Genomic DNA, 22,675 nt, shown 5'->3' with positions numbered 1-22,675 from the left:
GCGTTTTTAATCCGACTCTGAATGGTGAAAATCGCCCGACGCTAACAGTTAGTCAAAGAAGAGAACCTGCCGGATATGACAATTCCTATGTATGGAGAAGAAGATTTAAACGTTCTAAAATAACAGAAATCAAAATAAAATATAGCCCTACTACCGGTGTAAAGTCCAGTGGTGGGGCTGTGTTTTTATGTGCTGCTTTCTTGATCGTTTTTGAATGTAAAGTGGATATCATCAGTGTTGTAGATCGTGGCGTGTTTCGAAAGAAATATGTAGGGATGAAAAGTTGTAAGAACAGAGACATTAAAATTGAGCGGACGATTGCTATATAAACAAAAAGGAGAACCAGACGCATCCAGTTCTCCCAAGTACGCTCCGTAGAGACGCACCGCAATTCACATTTATAATATACAATAAATGAAAATAAAATGCAAGGTATTTCAATTTGAAATAAATTTTTTTAATAAAAGGATTTTTGAGGGATTATCGGTATGGATAATCTGGTTAAAAATGCTTGTTGGAACATTTGCCCTAAGTTTTTCGACAATATCCTCAAATCCGGATATAATCCGTCTCATTTCTGTTTTTGATGCATGGAGAAGTTTCAATTGATAAATGACAAGTATTAAATAGTCTGTTATTGTTCCAAAAGTAAGATTGTTGATTCCTGTTACATTGGAAATTGCATGGCTTACTTGTTTATCAATTTTTCCACTTCGAAAGCGTGTGTCAAAAATAACATCATTATGTGCAATTGCGTTTCTGAGATCTTTTGTAGCATAAATTAGACGCTGTGGCATCATTGCATTTGTGTCATCAGTGGGCCGGATTCCCAGTTTTTTTGAAATATTAAGTCGACAATCTTTATTGAGACAGGATACAAAATAACCAAATTCGCCTAAACTTAGAAGTTCAAAAATTGCCCATATTGGAAGGTTGATATCTTTTCTAAGGTAATGATCAGCAATTTTGTTGCCATTGCCATATGCATCTGTTTGAACTTTATATATTCGATTACGCAAATCCAAACGCCGCTTTAATTCATATTTGAATTTATCCTCAGCTTTCCGACGCTCAGAAGCGTTTTTGTATGTTTTTTCTGTGACAGAGAACATTTTGTAGTTATCCAGTAATTGGTTATAGATAACGATAAAATTTTCTGAGTTGGTGCAAGTAACTAAAATATCGAGAACATAATTTTTCAGGGCCGTTTCAATAAACATTACATATGGATAAAATAAAGATTTTAACTGTGCATCAAAATCGTATACAGAAACTAATTCCTCAAATTCAGTATAGGGAACTTTATTAGAAGGGGTATTAATGTAGCGATAACCTTTATAGCCGTGATAATATCCCATATTCATTAATTTTCTTTTTTGCGACGAACCAGAAATGGCGATACCTTTTTTGTCTCGAAGATATCGCATAAGGCCATCAGTACTTTTTGGATGTGATTCAGACATATGGGGACTCCTCTCCTTAGTAATAATATAAGTATATATGGGATCAGACAATGCGTAAAGATGAAAATTAGTATTTTAATGAGAGGAACAAGCAAAGCATACGGGTATTGGGAAAGCAGCATTCAGAGTATTATTGGCAAGATAAAAGTTGCTGGACTCTAGGTAATGGAGTTTATTGTTGGAGAAGGATTGGCTTACAATATTTATCAAGGAAAAGATGATGCGAATAACGCAAAATTAACGCCAGCAAAAGTGAAAATGGTGTTAATGGTGTGGAAAATGGTATTGGTGGCATTACAGTATAATTCGATAGGGAGCCAATATAGGTAAAAAATTATTGCAAGGGATAGAAAATATTCTATTTCTGATACAAGTTTATCATGAAGTGTATGGAGATATGAAAAGTTGTTAAAATAGGATATTAAAATTAATTTGAGTATTGGCATATAGACATCCAGGAGAAACGGATATATTTGCTTCTCCTGAATGTATTTCGTAGGGACGTGCTATGTTTTACATTGAGTAATAGAAATGATTTTTATGTGCGAGGAAGGAGATATAAAAATGGAGAGGTTACATACATTAGAATGCACTCATTTCTGTTTTGGTTAATTGTTGAAAAATTAGAACGAAGGATAGTGTCTTTGTTTGGTTACTGTCTTCTTTGCCTTGACAAGTAGAGAAACAGTCTACTGTCCTGGGGGCAAGTTGCTTATTTTTTGCCGCCTCGTATGATTTGCGTGATGTTTTGCATCACGGGCGGCCTGTTCTCGCTCACGCTGTTCTCGTTCGCGGGCGTAGAGAAAGGCATGGATTTTACTAATCAGAATGACTGCCTTAGTACATAGCTGGATAACAATAATTGTAAAAAGAAGAATTTCCTGAATGGTATCCATAATCGTTCATCTCCTTTGCTTTAACTGAGAAAATTCCAGTTGATTCATTTAACTGCTTCTTGGTAGTTCTGATACGGGGGAGAAAAGTAGTAAGAGAAATACCAATGGATTTTGAGATAGTTTCATCGGAAAGGCCCTGCATATGTGGCTTTCTAATATCCAGTAGCTTACGGCATCAGATTGGCGAGGCACTTGAACAGTTGATCCAAAATGATACGGTCGGCATCACAGCCCCACCATCTATTGGTGGACAGCAGCAAAGGCCACGGTCCAGTATTAAGTGACAGTCGGGGTTATGGAAGAGGGTGTATTCCTGATGGATTTCTTTGGGTGGTTTCTGCCAACGGCGCTGGCTACGGATGTAGATACGAGGCGTGTTGTTTTTACTTTGGTTGTCATAGTTTGACATGTTAAAAGCCCTCCTTTGGCGGCACTTCACTTCCGGTGATCAGTACAGAATATGATTTTCAGTTGAAGTCACGTGGAACCGGAAACGCCCTGCGCAGATGACTTCCACGTGCTAAGGCAAGTATGCCATTTTTAGAGATGGAAACCTCGGACATAGGTATGTCCGTTTTTGCGGTGCTAACAGGTAAAAACGGATAGGTTAAGATGGGCTTTACATTGAAAAAAGGCAAAAAAGGACGGACACAGTCGTGTCCGGTGAGAATTTTTGAAAACGCACAAATAAAAAATAATATCAACAAATAACAGAAAACTCTTGAAAGACCACATTGATGATGTATACTAAAATTGTTAAGCTGTATGCAGATTCAAATCACGAGGTGAGAGCATGGAAGAAATCATGAATGACAAATGGATAAGCATAGATGAAGCTGCGGAATATTTAGGAATTAAAACGGTCACTCTTCGTAGCTGGATCAGAAATAGTAAAGAAGGATTGCCTGCTCAAAAAATCGGAAAACAGTGGAAATTTAAAATTTCCGAACTCGATGAATGGGTTAAGAGCGGTAAAAGTGCTGACTGATTCAAGAAGAAAACCAAAGAAAAATATTAGGCAAGGAGCAGACAAAGATGGCTGTCAAGAAAACACAATTATATGCATCGCTATGGGCGAGTTGCGACAAACTTCGTGGAGGCATGGATTCCTCAGAATATAAGGACTATATCCTGACGCTTTTATTTATGAAATATGTCACTGATAAATTTAAGAATAAAGGGGCCTATGAAGACATTAACGTCTTCGATAAGGCACACGATAAAGATCCCGATCCGGAAAAGCGGACGGGTTGCTCCTTTGATGATTTTATTGCTCTGAAGGGAAAGAAAAACATCGGCGAGGGTATGGATAAAATCATAGCCCGCCTTGCTGACGAGAATACTGACCTGAAGGGTGTTATTGATATTGCTCATTTCAACGATGAGAAGAAGCTGGGAAGCGGTAAGGAAATGGTCGATAAGTTGACCGATCTCATTTCCATATTTCAGCGTCCGGAACTCGATTTCTCTCGAAATAAGGTGGAGGGCGATGACATTATTGGTGATGCCTATGAGTATCTGATGCGTAAATTTGCTACGGAAAGTGGAAAGAGTAAAGGACAATTCTATACGCCTGCTGAGGTATCCAGAATCCTTGCTAACGTTGTGGGGATTAGTCGTTGCACTGACAGCAGCGCTACGGTATGTGATCCGGCCTGTGGCAGCGGCAGCCTATTAATCCGGGCAATCGACGCGGCTCCATTTCCGATCATGGGTTATGGTCAGGAGAAGGAAAGCACGACAGCTGGTCTTGCCAAGATGAATGCTGTTCTGCATCGCAAAGCTGAGATTACAATCAAGAGCGGCAATACATTTTCAAATCCGCAGTACCTTGATAAATCTGACAACTCTATACTTGAACGTTTTGATTATATAGTGGCCAATCCGCCTTTTTCCATGAAAAACTGGCGCGACGGAATTGCTGGTAAAGAATACGGTCGCTTTGAGGGATATGGAGATATGCCTCCGGAGAAGAACGGAGACTATGCTTGGCTTATGCATATCCTTAAAGCACTGAAGTCAAATGGTAAGGCTGCGGTTATTCTTCCACACGGAGTTCTTTTCCGTGGAAATTCAGAAGCCACAATTAGAGAAGCTATTATTAAAAAGCACTGGATAAAGGGCATCATCAGCCTTCCGTCAAACCTCTTTTATGGCACCGGGATAGCAGCCTGCGTGCTTGTAATTGATAAAGAGGGCGCTGCTAACCGACAGGGTATCTTTATGATTGATGCCAGCCATGGATATGTTAAGGACGGCAACAAGAATCGTCTACGTGAACGTGATATCTATAGAATCATTACGACATTCAATGAGCAGATAACTACCGATCCCAAGTATGCTCGTTTCGTACCCAATGACGAGATCGAAAAGAAGAATGGGTATAACCTGAACATCACCCGCTATATTGACTCCACAGATCCGGAAGACATTCAGGATATCTATGCGCACATTCATGGAGGAATCCCTGCGGTTGATATCGATGGCCTCTCCAAGTACTGGGAGGCATTTCCTTCGCTGAAATCTGAGCTGCTGACAGCTATTAGTGAGAAATACTACAGTTTGGATGTTGAGCCCGAAAACATTCGACGGACGATATATGAAAACGCCGAGTTTTCGGAATACGGTGAAAAAATCGATGCGGCTTTTGCAGCATGGAAAGCCAAGGAATACCCTGCTCTTTCGTCCCTTGATGGAGATATATTCGCAAGAGAGTTGATTGTAAGCCTTGCGGAGGATATTCTTGCAGAATTTGAGCACCTGACACTGATTGATAAGTATGATGTTTATCAGGTTTTGCTGGCATATTGGAACGAGGTTATGAATGATGATGTCTCTTTAATCATCAGTGAACCGGATGGATACGCCAATGCCAGAGCGACAGATAATATTGAGGAAGAAATTACACAGGGCAAGAATAAAGGTGAGATGAAGGTCACTGGCTGGGAAGGACGCCTGATTCCAAAATCTATAGTAATTGATGCCTTTTTCCGTGTTGAAAAGAACGCTATCGAAGAAGCGGAGAATCTTGTCGCAGAGACTGAATCCCAGCTTTCTGATCTGATTGAGAGCGCCGACGAAGAATCTGCTCTTGCCGATGTGGCTGAAAACGGAAAAGTCAAGCCAAAGGACTTAGAGGCCAAAATTGAGGAACTTACCCAGCATGTAGAGACTGAAGAAACCATAGAGCTGGAGCTCCTGATGGCTCAGCTTCCGATGCAGAAAAAGCGTCTTCAGGCATATTTGGTGGGACACCCGCTTTGCGAAAGCGCTTTAACAGAAAAAGGAACGGTCACAAAATCATCAATCATGCTCAGATTATTTGTTATTCGTACCGTTGAGAGTGTGCCGGAAAGCCTGCGGGACGACGTGAATCAGGTTAAGGCTGCGTTAGAGTTTTGCGGAAAAGTATCCGACTACAACAAGGTTGTGAAGGATCTGAACAAGGCAATGGATGAAAAATGCAGAGCAAGATATGACAGTCTGACAGACGAAGAAATTCTGGAGTTGCTGGTAAACAAGAAGTGGTTTGACAGCATCTTCTCAGGCATAGCTGATCTGTATGCTGCGATTTCTCATCGCTTGACAAATAGAATTGTTGAGCTTGCAGAGCGTTATGAAGACACGCTTCCAGAACTTGAAAAAGATACAACAGAGTATGAGGCAAGGGTAAAGTCTCATCTGGAAAGGATGGGATTTAAATGGTAAATGGATGGATTGAGTGTCCGATAACTGAGGTGTTAAGACCGAATGGAATTAAAATAGGACCGTTTGGTAGTCAATTAAAAAAAGAAATGCTTTTGTCAGATGGTGTTTACCGTGTCTATGGACAGGAAAATGTATATGAACATGATTTTAATTTAGGCGACAGATTTTTAACACGCGAACATTTTAATCGGTTGAAATCTTGCGAAATCCTCCCGGGTGATTTTGTTATGAGCACAATGGGTACGATAGGAAAGTGTGCTATTGTCCCTTCTACAATACAGCGAGGTATAATGGATTCGCATTTAATCCGACTGCGCTTTGATGAAAAAAAGGTTCGCTCCGACTATATCCTACAGCTGTTTTCTGATCAGTTTCATTATTTGAGTGATCAGACAGCAAGGCTTGCAGTGGGCGGAATAATGGACGGATTAAGCGTGGGAATTGTGAGCCGCCTCAATGTAGTTTACCCAGAGAGTGTTGAGGAACAAGGGGAAATAATAAAAATACTGTCCGAGGTAGACAAGTTACTTATTGATCTAAAAAAGCTCATCCGAAAGAAGAAAAATATTCGTCAAGGCACAATGCAAATGCTTGTTACTGGGAAGAGGCGTCTGGATGGTTTTACGGAAGATTGGGTTAAAATCAATCTTGCAAAAAACTCAAGGCTTAAGGCACGTATTGGCTGGCAAGGATTAACCACAGCTGAATATTTGGATGAAGGCTATTCCTATTTGATTACAGGAACGGATTTTAAGGTTGGTCGAATCAACTGGAATGGGTGCCATTACGTGGATTACTATAGATATGAGCAAGATCCCAATATTCAAGTTTCGAATGGAGATCTTTTGCTTACAAAAGACGGTACCATTGGGAAAGTTGCATATGTGTCTGATCTAACAAGGCCTGCTACACTAAATAGTGGGGTATTTCTTATAAAGCCTATAACGGATGCATATACATCACATTTTATGTTTTATGTGTTAGAGTCATCAGTATTTAAGGATTTCCTTCAGCAGCTATCGGCGGGGTCGACGATTAATCACTTGTATCAGAAAGACCTTGTGAAGTTTGACTTATATGTCCCGCCGACGAAGGAAGAACAAGAATCCATAGCCGATATCCTTTCCGATATGGATTCAGATATTCTTAAGCTCGAAGAAAAGCTATCAAAATATCAGAAAATAAAGCAAGGTATGATGGAAGAATTGCTGACCGGCAAGGTCAGATTAATGTAAGGAGGTGCCTACTAGATGAGTATTGGGGATGCTGAAATCAAAACACAGGAAAGAGTAATACGCTTCTTTAAAGATCCGGAAATTTTGAGTTATCAGTATATTGGTAACCTGTCTGAACAGCAGAATAAGAATATCAAAGAAGATCGCCTGCGCCAGTACCTTCGTTTGAAGGGCTATGCTGACAAGATAATTGATGGTGCTATTACACAGCTTCAACAGGAAGCAGGTAATCTTTCGCGTGGACTATATGATGCCAATAAAACTGTATACTCTCGTTTAAAGTATGGTATCCCGGTTAGCGAATGCCCTGAAAAGCGTCCAGTTACTGTGCAGCTTGTTGATGAAGAAAACCCACTGAACAATGACTTTGCTATCGCTGAAGAAGTGACGGTCGTTGAACAGTCAGAGAAGCGACCGGATCTTGTCGTTTACCTGAATGGTATTGCAGTAGCGGTTATTGAACTGAAGCGAAGCAGTATTTCTGTATCCGAGGGCATCCGTCAGAATCTAACAAACCAGAAGAACTCTTTCATACAGGGCTTCTTTACAACGATGCAATTTTGCATGGCAGGAAACGAATCAGAAGGCCTGCGCTATGGCACGCTCCTGACCGGAGAAAAGTTTTATATGGAGTGGAAGGATGACGGCTTTAAAGAACACGAGGATGAACGTGATCCTGTAGATGTCCGGATCAGTAAAACATGCGAGGACATTGAGAATAAACTCCTGAAGCAGATATACGCCATGTTCGATAAGGAACGTTTTATCGATCTTATCATGAATTTTGTTGTCTTTGATAAAGGCATCAAAAAGGTGTGTCGGTACAATCAGTATTTCGGAATCAAGCGCACCCAGCAGAGGCTTAATAATCTGAGGACGGAGCTTCACGATCCAAACCGGGATATGAAGAAACCGCTTGGTGGCATCCTTTGGCATACACAGGGTTCCGGAAAAACGTTGACAATGGTATGGCTTGCTAAGTGGATTCTGACACATTGGGCGGAATTAAATGCCCGCGTCCTTATCGTTACAGACAGAGATGAGCTTGATGAGCAGATTGAAAAGACATTCACTGGTGTGGATGAGAACATCGTTCGTACCAAGAGCGGTAAGGATTTATTGAATCGTCTGAATGTATATGATGATTCACTGATCTGTTCTCTTGTGCATAAGTTTGGCCGCCGTGGCGGTGAAGTAACAGAAAATGACTATGACAAGTACATAGAAGAATTGAAAGCCTCCCTCCCTGCCGATTTTGAGGCAAAGGGAAATATTGTGGTTTTTGTTGACGAATGCCACAGAACGCAGTCCGGTAAGCTTCATACGGCAATGAAGACCATCATGCCGAATGCTGTATTTATCGGATTTACGGGTACTCCGCTGCTGAAAAGGGACAAGAAGATCAGTATCGAAGTTTTCGGTACATATATCCACGCGTACAAATTTAACGAAGGAGTGGCTGATGGCGTCGTGCTAGATCTGCGTTATGAATACCGTGATGTTCCGCAGGATTTGTCGTCGCAGGATCGTGTTGACCAATGGTTCGACATAAAGACCAGAGGTCTATCTTCTCGTGCGAAGGCAAAGCTGAAGGAAAAATGGGGCACGATGCAGAAGGTATACAGTTCCCGATCTCGTTTGGAAAAGGTAGCGTGGGACATCATTCAGGACTTTAATATGAAGTCTCGACTGATGGACGGAAACGGCAATGCGATTCTCGTAGCTGATGGTATCCCTACGGCTTGTAAGTACTATGAAATATTCCAGCAGATGGGATTTAAAAAGTGCGCCATCATATCTTCCTATACTCCTAACAAGGGAGAATTGAGAACTGACACGGTCAGCGATGAAGATGATACGGAAACCTTCCTTAAATACGAGACATATTTGAGGATGCTTGGACTTGATCCATCTGATCTTCCGAATGCAGGATCGGTTCAGGCTAAAGTGGAGGAATTTGAAAAGGAAGCAAAGCGCAAATTCGTAGAGGAGCCTGCGAATATGAAACTCCTTATCGTCGTGGACAAGCTTCTCACCGGATTTGATGCACCTCCTTGCACCTATCTCTATATTGACAAGAAAATGCAAGACCACGGCCTGTTTCAAGCGATTTGCCGTGTCAATCGTCTTGACGATGATACGAAGGATTTCGGCTATATCGTAGATTACAAGCAGTTGTTTGGTCAGCTCCAAACGGCAATGAAGAACTATACTTCCGACGCTTTTGAAGGATATGATCCGGAGGATGTAAAAGGACTTGTTAAAGATCGCCATGATGCTACAGTATCTTATTTCGAGGAAGTGTACGATACGGTCGAGGAACTCTGCGAAGGTGTCGAGGAACCTCGCAGTGAGATCCAGTACATCCATTATTTCTGCGGTGTTTCTGGTCAGTCTGAGGAAAGTGATGAAATATACGCTCGCCTGAGAGAAAGGCTATATCGGCTGGTGAGCAGTCTTATCAGAGCCTTCGTGGAAGCAAAGCCGTATCTTGTGGATGATATCTCATCCTGGAAGCTGAATGAGTATGACAAGAAGGTCACTTTCTATATTGAGTTGAAGAAGACCATAGGTACTGTCAGTGGTGATTTTTTGGATTTGAAGGCTTATGAGCCGGATATGAGAAAGATGATCGATAATTACATCACTGCAGCAGACGCTGAAAAGATCGGCGATTTCGACGATCTTACTCTGCTGGATTTTGTCGCAAAGCAGGGCGAGACGCTTACTGGCAAGGGCGATGATGGTCATAAGGAAGGCGCAGCAGAAGCCATCGAGAATAACATCCGTAAAAAGGTTATTGAGAAGGTTACCGTTAATCCGCGCTACTATGCAAAGATGTCCGAAATCCTCGATAAGCTAATCGAGGAGCGGAAGCAGGGCGTTCTTGACTATGCCGAGATGCTTGAAAAATATATAAAGCTGGCCAAGGATGTCGATTGCCCGGAAGATAACGACAAATATCCAGAAAGTATCCGTAAGAGTAAAGCCCTCATGGCTATTTACGATAATACAGGCGAAGATGAGAAACTTGCTATCAGAATCCGCAAAGCAGTGAAAAAGCAGGCGCTGTCCGGGTTCAGAGATAATCAGGTAGTAATTCGAAGAATAAAGAAAGCACTTTATGAGATTTTAGGTGATGACTCTGAAGTGGAGCGCATCTATAAGATCATTGAGAAGCAGGAGGAGTTTTAATGCGCATTGTCATTTCCGGAATTCCGATTGATGTGCAAAAAAAGAATATAAAGAATATGCATCTTCAGGTGAAACCACCGGATGGGCATGTGGTAATTTCTGCGCCTTTATCCGTGGATGATAAAGCAATAGAGGCTTATGCCAGAACTCAACTTGGGTTTATCAAAAGTTCTATCGCCCAATTCCAGGATCAGCCAAGGGCATCAAAACGACAGTACGTTTCCGGCGAGACAATGTATATCTGGGGAAAGCAGTACTTCCTTGTCTTTAAGCCTGACAATCAGAAGAACAGCTTCGAGATTCAGAATCAGAATATTGTCATTTCTATGAGTGCAAAAAGCACAGTGAAACAACGAGACGCCTATGTCAAAGAGGAATATCGAAAGATTCTGAAAGAAGAAATAGAAAAACGCCTGCCGAAATGGGAAGCACAAACAGGCCTTAAATGCGATTCTTGGCAAACAAAATATATGGTCACAAAATGGGGGGCCTGCAGTACGGATAAAAAGAAGTTGTGGTTTAATTTGCAGCTCGCTCAGAAACCATATGCGTGCCTTGATTATATTATTTTGCATGAACTTACGCACTTAATTACAAGAAAACACGATGCTACATTTATCGCGCATATGGATAGGTATATGCCAAACTGGCGGGAGATTCGTAAGGAGCTCAACGACAGCAGACTGGATTACTATGAAGCGCAGGATGAGAACCCGCTTCAAAAACTGATTGATCAGTCACGTTACGATGACATTCGAGATGCTGCTATTGCCTTCATTCAGGAAGAGCATTCGGGCGATGGAAAGAAAACGTCGGTCGTTGATGTGGAAATCGAAAACGTTATTCATATTGAGCAGCCGGAAGAAGGAGTAATTGCATTTGATGTTATTGCATCCTGCGATGTTGAAATGCCGTCTGTTTCCCGAAAAGGATACTTTAATGAGCGTTGGCTTAAAATCCATTGTCAGGTCACCCTTGGTATTGACATGAGTGGCTTTCGTATCATGGCGATTGGAAACTGTGAGCCACAGGAAGAATCTGATAACGATCGCCTTTCCGGAGAACTTGTGCCGATCATTTCTCGTGATCAGTTTGAGTATGAGGCTGAAAAGTTCCTGAAAAGATACTGTCCAGAAGCTTTGGATAAACCGGTCAGAGTTCCGATTGAAAAAGTAGCCAGCGATATGAAGTTGCGGGTCATAGAAGATATTCCATTGTCAGATGATCTCACTTATTTCGGAACCATTATCTTTGATAACGGAAATGTTCTCGATAAACATCGTAAGATTACAATTCGCAATGCTAAACGTGGAACAGTATACCTTGATCCGCGTGTCTCCTATGAACGATCAGTAGGGACAAAGCGTACTACTCTGGCTCATGAATGTTTCCACTGGTACCGTCATCAGCCTTATCATGTGTTGATGAAAATGATAGGTGCTAACGATAATCTTGGAAGGGCTATCCAGTGCCAAATAGTTGCAAATACTACTGATTCAGATAAATGGAAGGCCGTAGACTGGATGGAGTGGCAAGCAAAAGGCATTGCTCCCAAAATTATAATGCCTGAAAAGACGACTCGCGTGAAGGCGGACGAATTACTTTCTGAGTATGGAGGTTCTGAAAATGCGAGCATTACAGCATACGAGAATGTAATAGATGAGCTTGCGGGATTGTTCGATGTGTCGAGGCAGGCTGCAAAAGTTAGATTGATTGATTTGGGCTATTCCAAGGCCGAAGGAGCATACCCGTTTGTAGATGGACAGTATGTTCGTGGGTATTCATTTGAAGCAGGAGCATTAGAGAAAAACCAGACTTTCACAATTCCCTATGCAGACTTGTTCAAGGCTTATTGCTTTGATCGTGAATTTAAAAAACTGATTGACAGCGGGCAGTTTGTTTTTGTAGACCATCACCTCGTACTCAATAATGAGAAGTATGTAGGGCTTGATCAAGTCGGAAATGTCATGTTATCGGAGTATGCGCTCTCTCATATGGATGAGTGTTGCGTAGTATTTTCGAAGGGATATATCTATCAATCGAAATACCAAGGAACGAGAAATTACATACAGTTCATGAGGAACTCCGCTCCGGTTGAAAATCAGATTGAGTATTCCTTTGAACTCAATACGCACAACAAGGCACTTCTTGATCAGATCAAGAACGCGAAGCGCCGTTCTGAAGCACTACGCAGATATCCTGGTTCTTTTGCAGAGACACTGGTCGCATTACAAAAAGAGAGAAAACTCTCAAATAAGCAATTGGCAGACCGTTCGCTTGTTGGGGAAAAGACCATTCAGCGGTTAAGAAATGATGAGGAATACCCGACTTCAGTTCAGACAGTTCTGGCATTATGCGTAGGTCTGAAGCTGCCTTTGCCAGAGGCTGAGATGTTTCTCGGTAAAACAGATTTTAAATTGAATTCGATGAAAAACGAAGGTTACGTTTATCAATGTGTTTTAGCGGCCTGCGCAGAGAATTCGATTTATGAAATAAACGAAATGCTCGAAGAAAACGGAATTACACCTCTTGGAAGTGATCCGTGAGAAAGATAGCTATGGGAAAGGGCTGCCCTTGTTTTAAAAGTGGAGAAATGAGATTGTCCAGCTGTTCCAGGGATTCTAGGGGCTGGTTAATGCTGCTGCGAGAAGAAGATTTGATCTCATGATAGGAGTCATCTGTATATTTTGCCTGATAGAAAAAGAAATCATGGGAACAGGAGCGCGGTTTTGGGCATTTATTACAGAGGTCGAATGAAAAAGTAAATGCAATCAAGTAGAAACAGTCGAAAAAGTCAATGATCGTTGAACAAGTTATTGTATCCAGAACTGGCTATCTTTTGGCATTTTTATTATACTTAAGAAATAGGAAGCAAGGTGGGATTCGCTTTTTCAGGCATCATAAATAGACGGCTGGGTTACTTTTGCAGAAGTAGCCCAGCCGTCAGACGGTGCTTTATGGTGCCTGTGCCCGAAGCTAATGTTGTTGATTTATTTTAAGAGCGACGGCTTTAGTACCACCTGATCAGCCGGTATACTGGTCTGACGGCAGAGTTCCATCAGTTTTTTATCAAATAAGCATCTGAGCCAGTTCAAATGGGGTGTGGCCATTTAAACTGGCTCAGATGCTATTGATGTGGTTTGCCACCCGTGTGGTGGCTTCCTGGGTAAGACCCGAAAAGCAGCTGCCTTTCGGAAGGGTATAACGGATGAACTCATGATTCTTTTCTAATCTTCCTTTTTGTCAGGAGGCCATGGGGCATAGTAGTACATATGTGTAGCCTCTCCATTTTCGTTTCCTCGTTCAAAGATTTGTGTCAGGAAAATGTTCCCATCTTTTCAGCCAGCCCCTTCTACAACATCCATTTCCACTACGGAAAAGTCCGGGGGCTGTGCCGGACAGAACCCAAACCAATCGGCTTCGGGCATCGGTTCAGATAGAAGTATCATAAAGCATTGCAGGAGTAAATGTCACCCATAGTTTGCAGGACTTACTGTAGTAGCAAATGCAATAGCAGGTATTTTGGTTACCTAAAATTTGCATTTACTTTTTCATTTAGAACTGTTCATATGTGATCCCTTCCCACGCCCCTCGCCATGCACTTCGCGAACTGTGTTCGCTCAGTCACGGCTGTCGCCGTATAGATGCAGAAGCGAGCACGTCCTTATGTGAACAAGTTCCCAACGGACGACTCACCTCCTGCATCTGCATGGCTCGTAGCTTGCGTGAAAATTTAGCACTCGACACTTGACAGTGCTAACAACAAGTGTTATATTGCTAATAGAACAAAGAAACTTTCCATGTCAAAGGAGGGGTATGGTTATGAATATTAATAAATTTACACAGAGTTCTCTGGCAGCAGTACAGGGCTGCGAGAAGATAGCTATGGAATATGGCAATCAGGAGATCGAGCAGGAGCATCTTTTATATGCGCTTCTGACCATCGACGACAGCCTGATTTTGAAACTATTTGAAAAAATGGGCATCACGAAGGAGTCTGCCGTTAACCGGGTGGAGGAAGCCATCCGCAAGCGCCCGAAGGTGCAGGGCGGTCAGATGTTTATCGGCAAGGATCTGAATAATGTGCTGATCTATGCTGAGGACGAGGCGAAGCAGATGGGTGATGAATATGTATCCGTAGAGCATCTGCTCCTGTCCATGATCAAGCATGCCAATAAAGAGATGAAACAGATCTTCCGGGAGTTTGGCATCAACCGGGACAGCTTCCTGCAGGTGCTGTCTTCGGTCCGTGGGAACCAGAGAGTGACCAGCGACAATCCGGAAGCAACCTATGATACCTTAAATAAATACGGGCAGGATCTGGTAGAGCGAGCCAGAGAGCAGAAGCTGGATCCGGTTATTGGCCGCGACGAGGAGATCCGGAATGTGATCCGGATTCTTTCCAGGAAGACCAAGAATAATCCGGTGCTGATCGGTGAGCCTGGTGTAGGTAAGACGGCGGTTGTTGAAGGACTGGCACAGCGGATCGTCCGGGGAGATGTCCCGGATGCCTTGAAGGATAAGAAGCTTTTTGCCCTGGACATGGGTGCTCTGGTAGCCGGAGCAAAGTACCGGGGAGAGTTTGAAGAGCGTCTGAAAGCGGTGCTGGAGGAAGTGAAAAACAGCGAGGGAAATATCATCCTGTTTATCGACGAGCTGCACACTATCGTAGGAGCCGGAAAGTCAGACGGGGCTATGGACGCAGGAAATATGCTGAAGCCTATGCTGGCCAGAGGAGAGCTTCACTGTATCGGCGCCACCACACTGGATGAATACCGGCAGTATATTGAAAAGGATGCGGCCCTGGAACGTCGTTTCCAGCCGGTTATGGTGGATGAGCCGACGGTGGAAGATGCCATTTCTATCTTAAGAGGATTGAAGGAACGCTATGAAGTCTTCCATGGCGTAAAGATTACCGACAGTGCCCTGGTGGCAGCCGTCACTTTGAGTAACCGTTATATTTCTGATCGGTTCCTGCCGGATAAAGCCATCGACCTGGTGGACGAGGCCTGTGCACTGATCAAGACGGAGCTGGATTCCATGCCGACAGAGCTGGATGCGCTGAACCGTAAGATCATGCAGCTGGAGATCGAGGAAGCTGCCCTGAAAAAAGAGGATGACCGGTTAAGCAAGGAACGGCTGGCAAAACTTCAGCAGGAGCTGGCAGAAGAAAGAGAAACATTTGCAAAACAGAAGGCACAGTGGGATAATGAAAAGAGATCCGTAGAGCATGTGCAGAAGCTCCGTGAGCAGATCGAGCAGTTAAACCGCGAGATTGAGGCCGCGCAGCAGAACTATGATCTGAATAAAGCGGCGGAGCTCCAGTACGGCAGACTGCCGCAGCTGCAGAAACAGCTGGAAGAAGAGGAAGAAAAGGTCAAAGACGAGGATCTGTCTCTGGTACATGAAAGTGTATCAGAAGATGAGATCGCCAAGATCGTTTCCCGCTGGACAGGAATTCCGGTAGCCAAGTTAAATGAAAGCGAAAGAAGTAAGACGCTGCATCTGGCAGATGAGCTTCATAAGCGGGTGATCGGCCAGGATGAAGGCGTTACCAAAGTGACGGAAGCGATCATCCGGTCCAAAGCGGGTATTAAGGACCCGAGCAAACCGATCGGCTCCTTCCTGTTCCTTGGACCTACCGGCGTCGGCAAGACCGAGCTTGCCAAGGCCCTTGCCCAGAGCCTGTTTGATGATGAGAATAATATGGTCCGGATCGACATGAGTGAATACATGGAGAAATATTCCGTGTCCCGTCTGATCGGAGCGCCTCCGGGATATGTGGGCTATGATGAAGGCGGCCAGCTGACAGAGGCAGTACGAAGGAAACCGTATTCGGTCGTTCTGTTTGATGAGATCGAAAAAGCCCATCCCGATGTGTTCAATGTCCTTCTGCAGGTATTGGACGACGGACGGATCACCGATTCTCAGGGGCGGACCGTGGACTTTAAGAATACGATCCTGATCATGACTTCCAATATCGGTTCAGCATACCTTCTGGACGGTATTGATGATAATGGAAATATCAAGCCGGAAGCAGAAAAGATGGTGATGAACGACCTTCGGAATCATTTCCGTCCGGAGTTCCTGAACCGTCTGGATGAGACCATCATGTTCCGGCCTCTGACAAAGGACAATATCCATTCGATCATCCGGCTTCTGGTGGACGATCTCAACCGGCGTCTGGCAGATAAGGAGATCCGGATCGAACTGACAGAGGATGCAAAGCAGGTTGTTGTGGACGGCGGATATGATCCTACCTATGGAGCCAGACCGCTGAAACGGTATCTGCAGAAGAATGTGGAGACTCTGGCGGCGAAGCTGATCCTGGAAGGAAATGTAGGCACCGGAGATACCATTTTGATTGATGCGGAAAATGGAAAGCTGGCAGCAAGGATCAAGCAGCATTTGAAAGAGATTTAATCCGGGCGTCCGGCAAAATGCCTGACTGCCTGATACAGGAGAAAATAAAATGAGCCGGGTCATTTTTCATATTGATGTGAACTCCGCCTATCTAAGCTGGACGGCGGTAGAACAGATAAAGAATGGAAGCAGCCTGGACATCCGGACTATCCCCGCCATCATCGGCGGGGACCGGGCGTCCAGGCATGGTGTCGTTCTGGCAAAATCGATTCCGGCAAAAAAATACGGGATCACCACGGGTGAACCGGTGGCGAACGCCCTGCGTAAATGTCCGAACCTTCACATGGAGCCGCCGGACCATAAGATGTACCGGCGCTACAGCCAGAAGTTGATGGAGTTTCTTCGGACGTATTCGGAAGAGATCGAGCAGGTCAGTGTGGATGAGTGTTACATGGACTTTACGGAAGCCGCGGCCAGATTTTCTTCGCCGGTGGAAGGGGCGCTTGAACTTAAAAATGAGGTGAAACGCCGGTTTGGCTTTACGGTAAATGTTGGAATCTCCAGCAATAAGCTGCTGGCGAAGATGGCGTCAGATTTTGAGAAGCCGGATAAGGTACATACGCTTTTTCCCCAGGAGATCCAGGTGAAGATGTGGCCCCTGCCGGTGCGGGAGCTTTATATGGCGGGAAGATCCAGTACGGAAACCCTGAAGAAACTGGAGATCTACACCATCGGCGACCTGGCAAAGACAGATCCGGCAATCCTGGAGCTGCACTTAAAAAGTCATGGCCGGAGACTGTGGGAATTTGCCAATGGCCTGGGAGAAGACCGGGTGGAGTCCGAGCCTGCGGAAGCAAAAGGGATCGGCAATTCCATCACCCTGCCCCGTGACGCCGTGACAGAAGAAGAGGCAAAAGAAGTCTTAAAAGAGCTGGCGGCCAGTGTGGCCAGAAGACTGAAAAAGGCTGGCCAGAAGGCTGGGATGTTAAGTGTGGAGATCAAATACCATACTTTTGAGAGTGTGTCCCATCAGCGGCAGCTTGCGAAAGCGACTAACCAGGAGGGAGACATTTATACAGAAGCGGTGAGCCTGTTTCTGGAGCTGTGGAATCATCAGCCCATCCGGCTTCTGGGGATCCGAAGCTCCAAGCTTTCGGAGGAAAGCGAACCGGAGCAGCTCAGTATTTTTGATATAGAAGTGGAACCGGAGGAAAAGCGTAAGAAGCGGGAACAGATCCGCAAAGCGATGGATGAACTCCGGGGCAAATATGGAAAAGATGTGATCCACAAGGGTCCGGGGTATTGACAAATTCAGGAAAGGCCGCTATACTTAGGCACATAAGAGCATCGGCGAATTATAGTTTTTATAGTTTGCAGGTGTTCTTTTTTTGTGGATATCAGAAATTGAAAGTACAGATAATAGCATGAGAAAGAGAGGTATGATCCGATGAAACGTATTGATTGGAAAGAGTTGGGGCTGGACATTTTGGTGGATATTGCGGCAGGTCTTTTGATCGCCATAGGTGTGTATAATTTTGCTTTAAATGCGGATTTCCCGGTAGCAGGGTTTTCGGGTATTGCAATTATCATGTATCATCTGCTGAATATCCCGGTAGGTGTCGGTACTGTGATCCTGAATATTCCGGTGGCGATTTTCTGCTATAAATTTTTGGGAAGAACATTTTTCTTAAAATCCTTAAAATCTATCATAATTACTTCGGCGATCATGGACTATGTGGCGCCGCTTCTGCCGGTATATGATGGCAGCCGTTTTCTGGCGGCATTGTGTATGGGAGTGCTTTGCGGCATTGGATACGCCATTATCTTCATGCGCGGATCATCCACCGGAGGCCAGGATTTCATCAGTGTATCTATTAAGAAGGTAAAACCGCACATTACTCTGGGAATCATTACGTTTGTGCTGGATATGGTAACTATCGTGCTGGGAACTGCCCTGGTATTCCGTGATGTGGACGGCTTGATCTACGGTATCATCGTAACATATCTGATGGCTATCGTTATGGACCGTATCATGTATGGAATCGATGAAGGCAAGCTGACCTTGATCGTCACCGAGAAGGGTGAAGAGGTGGCAGAACGGATCGACGAATATTCCGGAAGAGGTTCTACCATCCTGAAGGGAATGGGAAGCTACAGCAAAAATAAAAAGGATGTAGTCATGTGCGCCTGCAACAATAAGCAGATGTATACAATTAAAAAGATGGTTCGTAAGATAGATCCGAAAGCGTTTACGATCATCATGGAGTCTAATGAGGTAGTAGGAGAAGGCTTTAAGGAAGAGATTTCGGAACTGTAAGACAGGATCCTGCAAAAGGGCTGAAACATTTGGAAACAGTGTTTCAGCCCTTTTTCTGTAAAAAAATATTTTTTTCATTTTTATAAAACTTTTTTGAAACTTTGCTTGTCCTGGTAGTGAAAACAAAAAAGGGATAATGGAAATTCTATAAAATCCCAACTACCATGAAAAAGGAGAGAAAGAAAATGAGAAAAACAAAAATCAGGAAAATGCTGTGTGGAGGAATGATCATCATGAGTATGGCGGCAATGCTAGTCGCATGCGGAGCAAACAAGTGGGTCGGAGTCTATGGAGGAACAAGCTCAAGTGGAAGCAAGATAGAGATCACGGTTAATAAGGACGGCACTGTGGAGTATAACGATGATGGCGATGTGGAAAAGGGAACATGGAAGGAAAACGAACACAGTATCGAGCTTGATTTTGATGGAGCGGTTTCCAGCAGCAGTGAACCACTGATCGTGACGATGTCTTCTGACGAAAATGTCATTACGGTAGAATCGGATAGCAGCCATTGGAACGCAGATATTTATCAGAGGAGATAGCTCCTTTGGCAGCTGAAAAATAAACTGGACGGAGGAAAAACAATGAAAAGAAAAATGGCAGTTTTGTTGGCAGTGTGTATGACAGCAGCGGGAATCTGGGGCTGTGGAAGCCGGGAGACAAACGAGAGTACAAAAATAGAGACAGTGGAGGCAAAAGAAGAGAGCAAAGATGCCGCAAAGGAGGAAGAAGAGACGGTTCCGGCTGTCAGCATCACACCCGTAGAGACAACGTCCGAGGCTCCGGCGAAGATCGGAGAGTGGGTGGCAACAAAGAAGCCGTCTTCTGTGGATAATCAATTCCATACCGTGTACTATCGGATTACAGATGTTGTGCGGGATGAAGCGGAGGTGATGGCTGCCGTAGAGGCGTCTGGCAGTACCTTTGAACCGGATCCGCTGGATGAACACCTGGAATACTGTATGCTGACTTATGAGGTATATTTCCCCTCTGATTTTCCCCAGGAAGAAGCCGGGATCATGGATACAGGCCTGTCATTTTATGTAGAGAATCCGAACGGTTTTAATTATTTTGAAGCAGATGAGGGGAGTTATCAGTTCTACAGTGGAAGTGCAACGGACATTAGCGAATGGCCAGATGTATTTGAATTAAATGCAGGGGAGATTTTTACAGAGGGGAAGGCAGTATTCGCTATGGTAAAGGATGGTTCTGATTACATTTTCGAAACGTCTTATATGACGCAGACCGGAGAAATCGGACGTTCTTTTGTGGCGGGAAAATAAGTGGCGGGAGATGAGTAAACTGAACAATAAAAATGTGATCCAATGGTTTGTCTGTCTGGTCAGGCGGGATATGGAAAGCTATGCAGAAGATAAAGGAGAGAAGCGAAAGCTGTACCAGCTTTTGAAACGAAAGCTGAACTTTCCGTGATAGATCGGAATGATTGACGATATGCGGCATTTGAATTATAATTTTGTCAGAAAAATCTGTACGAATAGTTGAAATGTCATTGGTTTAACGTATGCTTGTTATAAGGAACAGAGGAGGAAATGGTGTGAACTATACAGAAGCAGTCGCCCTTGCAAAGGCAGGGGATGAAAGGGGATACGGTTTTCTTTATGAGACTACCTATAAAAGTAAATATTATCTGGCGCTCCAATACGTAAAAAATGAGGAGACGGCCAGGGATGTTCTGCAGGAAGCCTATATCAGGGCTTTTACGAAATTAGATATGCTGGCAGAGCCGGAGGCGTTTCCGGGCTGGCTGGGAAAGATCGTGGCAAATACGGCGAAGAACGTTCTGGTAAAAAAGAATCCCATGCTGTTTTCTGAGATGGGAGCAGAGGACGAGGGGGAGGATTTTGAATACAGGATTGAAGATGACAGCATTGAAAGTCAGCCGGAACTGTCCTATACAAGGCAGGAGACACAGGAGTTGGTGCATCAGATGATCGACTCCCTTTCGGAAGAGCAAAGAATGTGTATCCTGATGTTTCATATTGAAGGAGTTCCGATCAGCGAGATTGCTTCCACCCTGGGATGTTCAGAAAATACGGTCAAATCCCGGCTGAATTATGGACGGAAAAATCTGAAGAGAAAAGCAGAAGAATTACAGAAAAAGGGATACAAGCTGTACAATGTGGCTCCGCTGCCGCTGTTCCTTTATCTGCTGCGTACGCAGGAAGGATATCTTATGGCAGACGGAAGCCTGGCTGCCGCGGGGAAATCAGTGGTCGATGCGGTCTTCCGGTCGGTCTCGCAGGCAGGACCCGGCGGAGCTGGCGGCACCGGTACGGTGGCGCAGGATTCCTTTGGAGCACAGCCGGAAGCTGGTGTGCAGCCACCGCCGGGCGCGAAGCAGGGTTCCGGTATGCAGCCCACCCTGGGCGCTGCGCAGACAGCCGTAAAGACTGGATTTTTGCATACAACGATCGGAAAGGTTGCAGCTGTGACAGTCGGGGTATGCCTGGCGGGAGGCGCTGCATTTTACGGGGTGTCTCAGATCCTGGGACAGCAAGAAGAACCGGAGATCGTCCAGGAGAAGCAGGAGCCGGAAGAAGCCGGGGAACAGCAGAAGCAAAAGCAGGAGGCGGAAGAAACGCCGGCAGAAGTAAAGGATGAAGATTATCCAGAATTAATTGCCGGAAATCTCACCAAAGAAGAAGTGGAATATGTGCTCGCTTACGGTCCGCAGGAGATTCCGGAGCAGGGATTTACGGAAGAGGAGATCAGGCAGATTTTAAATGCAGTCTGTGAAGCTTCCAGCCGCAGCGGGGACATTATAGAAAGCTATGGGGCAGATGCAAATTGGCATCCGATGTTCTCGGCGGCAGATGTAAACCGTATGTTTGCCTCCTTTAGTGACTACCAGTTTACGGAGGAAAACGATGAAGACGGCGTAGAGTACGGCGTGAATATTGACGGCGAGGTGCTCACGTTTGTTCCGGCGACACTCAGCTATGTCTGCGAGACGGAGATTATATCAGCGGAATATACAAAGGAAACGATGGAGATATATTATAACTATGAATGTAGAAGAGTAAGTGGGCAGGAGAATGTCCAGAAAAAGGCGGTGCTCATGCCAAATGAGGAAGGCCTATACCAGATTACAAGCATCGAGGAAGTAGGAACGCCAATAGCAGGAAACGAGGGGGAGGCCGGAAATGAAGAGACTGGTCAGAGCAGCCCGGGATTCCCGGTGGGAACTTACAGTTATGTGGCGATGGCAGGAGGAACGAGAGCTGAACTGACGATCGAAGAATCCGGACGCACTACGATCATAGAGATCATGTCTGCAAGCGGAAAGACTTATACACACACTTACCAGATGTCTGTGGATACGAGTGCGACTGCGAATGGAGTGATAACCTATATTCTCACGCCTGTGGATGGCGGCACAGAACGAAGTTTTACGTATAATGAAAACCAGGGGAGCCTGTATGATGTGACGAATGGATTTTCCTGGACGAAAGTAGAGTGATAGGATATGAAGGGGGG

General features: G+C 44.4%; 16 protein-coding genes and 1 pseudogene. 14 read left to right on the top strand and 3 right to left on the bottom strand.

The window, feature by feature from the left end:
• A partial coding sequence (locus BKD12_RS17000; RefSeq protein ID WP_176730970.1) for a hypothetical protein occupies positions 1–329 on the top strand: 329 nt, incomplete at its 5' end.
• Between the two features lie 108 nt (positions 330–437).
• Here the strand turns inward: BKD12_RS17000 and BKD12_RS12880 are convergent.
• Positions 438–1,463, bottom strand: a complete 1,026-nt coding sequence (locus BKD12_RS12880; protein WP_070089748.1) for an Abi family protein — start codon at positions 1,461–1,463, stop codon at positions 438–440.
• Positions 1,464–2,152: 689 nt separating this feature from the next.
• Positions 2,153–2,359, bottom strand: a complete 207-nt coding sequence (locus BKD12_RS12875; protein WP_070089747.1) for a hypothetical protein — start codon at positions 2,357–2,359, stop codon at positions 2,153–2,155.
• 280 nt (positions 2,360–2,639) lie between these two features.
• Between BKD12_RS12875 and BKD12_RS17410 the strand changes: the two genes are divergently transcribed.
• The 6 genes from BKD12_RS17410 (at position 2,640) to BKD12_RS12850 (ending at position 13,043) form a co-directional block, all read left to right on the top strand.
• On the top strand, positions 2,640–2,765 hold the full coding sequence (locus tag BKD12_RS17410; RefSeq protein ID WP_278308601.1) for a hypothetical protein: 126 nt from the start codon (positions 2,640–2,642) through the stop codon (positions 2,763–2,765).
• A gap of 387 nt (positions 2,766–3,152) precedes the next feature.
• Positions 3,153–3,347: a helix-turn-helix domain-containing protein gene (locus tag BKD12_RS12870; protein ID WP_070089746.1), complete on the top strand. Its 195-nt coding sequence runs from the start codon at positions 3,153–3,155 to the stop codon at positions 3,345–3,347.
• Between the two features lie 47 nt (positions 3,348–3,394).
• On the top strand, positions 3,395–6,067 hold the full coding sequence (locus BKD12_RS12865; protein ID WP_070089745.1) for a type I restriction-modification system subunit M: 2,673 nt from the start codon (positions 3,395–3,397) through the stop codon (positions 6,065–6,067).
• Positions 6,061–7,302, top strand: a complete 1,242-nt coding sequence (locus BKD12_RS12860) for a restriction endonuclease subunit S (protein ID WP_083262961.1) — start codon at positions 6,061–6,063, stop codon at positions 7,300–7,302. The genes BKD12_RS12865 and BKD12_RS12860 overlap by 7 nt, the downstream gene beginning before the upstream one ends.
• Positions 7,303–7,317: 15 nt before the next feature.
• Positions 7,318–10,497: a type I restriction endonuclease subunit R gene (locus BKD12_RS12855; RefSeq protein WP_070089744.1), complete on the top strand. Its 3,180-nt coding sequence runs from the start codon at positions 7,318–7,320 to the stop codon at positions 10,495–10,497.
• Positions 10,497–13,043, top strand: a complete 2,547-nt coding sequence (locus BKD12_RS12850; protein WP_070089743.1) for a YgjP-like metallopeptidase domain-containing protein — start codon at positions 10,497–10,499, stop codon at positions 13,041–13,043. Before BKD12_RS12855 ends, BKD12_RS12850 begins: the two co-directional genes overlap by 1 nt.
• A gap of 444 nt (positions 13,044–13,487) precedes the next feature.
• On the opposite strand, the pseudogene BKD12_RS17660 reads toward BKD12_RS12850, so the two are convergent.
• Positions 13,488–13,740 (bottom strand): annotated as a pseudogene (locus tag BKD12_RS17660) (IS30 family transposase); the annotation flags it as partial.
• A gap of 579 nt (positions 13,741–14,319) precedes the next feature.
• Here BKD12_RS17660 and clpB point away from each other — a divergent pair.
• The 7 genes from clpB to BKD12_RS12820 all read left to right on the top strand — a co-directional run bounded on the left by clpB (position 14,320) and on the right by BKD12_RS12820 (position 22,658).
• Positions 14,320–16,920, top strand: a complete 2,601-nt coding sequence (clpB, locus tag BKD12_RS12845; protein WP_070089742.1) for an ATP-dependent chaperone ClpB — start codon at positions 14,320–14,322, stop codon at positions 16,918–16,920.
• Positions 16,921–16,969: 49 nt separating this feature from the next.
• On the top strand, positions 16,970–18,166 hold the full coding sequence (locus BKD12_RS12840; protein ID WP_070089741.1) for a DNA polymerase Y family protein: 1,197 nt from the start codon (positions 16,970–16,972) through the stop codon (positions 18,164–18,166).
• A 141-nt stretch (positions 18,167–18,307) separates the two neighbouring features.
• The gene (locus BKD12_RS12835; RefSeq protein ID WP_070089740.1) at positions 18,308–19,177 is read left to right on the top strand and encodes a YitT family protein; all 870 of its coding nucleotides are present in this window, start codon (positions 18,308–18,310) and stop codon (positions 19,175–19,177) included.
• A 185-nt stretch (positions 19,178–19,362) separates the two neighbouring features.
• Positions 19,363–19,719: a hypothetical protein gene (locus BKD12_RS12830; RefSeq protein ID WP_070089739.1), complete on the top strand. Its 357-nt coding sequence runs from the start codon at positions 19,363–19,365 to the stop codon at positions 19,717–19,719.
• A gap of 42 nt (positions 19,720–19,761) precedes the next feature.
• Positions 19,762–20,460: a hypothetical protein gene (locus BKD12_RS12825; RefSeq protein ID WP_070089738.1), complete on the top strand. Its 699-nt coding sequence runs from the start codon at positions 19,762–19,764 to the stop codon at positions 20,458–20,460.
• Between the two features lie 10 nt (positions 20,461–20,470).
• Complete coding sequence (locus tag BKD12_RS16995) at positions 20,471–20,608, top strand: hypothetical protein (protein WP_176730969.1); 138 nt, start codon at positions 20,471–20,473, stop codon at positions 20,606–20,608.
• 124 nt (positions 20,609–20,732) lie between these two features.
• On the top strand, positions 20,733–22,658 hold the full coding sequence (locus BKD12_RS12820; RefSeq protein WP_070089737.1) for an RNA polymerase sigma factor: 1,926 nt from the start codon (positions 20,733–20,735) through the stop codon (positions 22,656–22,658).
• The last annotated feature ends 17 nt before the right edge of the window (positions 22,659–22,675 follow it).

It is taken from the genome of Merdimonas faecis, from assembly GCF_001754075.1.
In the GTDB taxonomy this organism is placed as follows: domain Bacteria; phylum Bacillota; class Clostridia; order Lachnospirales; family Lachnospiraceae; genus Merdimonas; species Merdimonas faecis.
Note: the sequence above shows the minus strand (reverse complement) of the source record. Positions and strands in the feature narration are given on the sequence as shown.

What these genes read in the sequence shown, in the direction of transcription:
- BKD12_RS12880 (WP_070089748.1), bottom strand. Translation starts at nt 1,463, where the DNA reads ATGTCTGAATCACATCCAAAAAGTACTGATGGCCTTATGCGATATCTT.
- BKD12_RS12875 (WP_070089747.1), bottom strand. Translation starts at nt 2,359, where the DNA reads ATGGATACCATTCAGGAAATTCTTCTTTTTACAATTATTGTTATCCAG.
- BKD12_RS12870 (WP_070089746.1), top strand. Translation starts at nt 3,153, where the DNA reads ATGGAAGAAATCATGAATGACAAATGGATAAGCATAGATGAAGCTGCG.
- BKD12_RS12865 (WP_070089745.1), top strand. Translation starts at nt 3,395, where the DNA reads ATGGCTGTCAAGAAAACACAATTATATGCATCGCTATGGGCGAGTTGC.
- BKD12_RS12860 (WP_083262961.1), top strand. Translation starts at nt 6,061, where the DNA reads ATGGTAAATGGATGGATTGAGTGTCCGATAACTGAGGTGTTAAGACCG.
- BKD12_RS12855 (WP_070089744.1), top strand. Translation starts at nt 7,318, where the DNA reads ATGAGTATTGGGGATGCTGAAATCAAAACACAGGAAAGAGTAATACGC.
- BKD12_RS12850 (WP_070089743.1), top strand. Translation starts at nt 10,497, where the DNA reads ATGCGCATTGTCATTTCCGGAATTCCGATTGATGTGCAAAAAAAGAAT.
- clpB (WP_070089742.1), top strand. Translation starts at nt 14,320, where the DNA reads ATGAATATTAATAAATTTACACAGAGTTCTCTGGCAGCAGTACAGGGC.
- BKD12_RS12840 (WP_070089741.1), top strand. Translation starts at nt 16,970, where the DNA reads ATGAGCCGGGTCATTTTTCATATTGATGTGAACTCCGCCTATCTAAGC.
- BKD12_RS12835 (WP_070089740.1), top strand. Translation starts at nt 18,308, where the DNA reads ATGAAACGTATTGATTGGAAAGAGTTGGGGCTGGACATTTTGGTGGAT.
- BKD12_RS12830 (WP_070089739.1), top strand. Translation starts at nt 19,363, where the DNA reads ATGAGAAAAACAAAAATCAGGAAAATGCTGTGTGGAGGAATGATCATC.
- BKD12_RS12825 (WP_070089738.1), top strand. Translation starts at nt 19,762, where the DNA reads ATGAAAAGAAAAATGGCAGTTTTGTTGGCAGTGTGTATGACAGCAGCG.
- BKD12_RS16995 (WP_176730969.1), top strand. Translation starts at nt 20,471, where the DNA reads ATGAGTAAACTGAACAATAAAAATGTGATCCAATGGTTTGTCTGTCTG.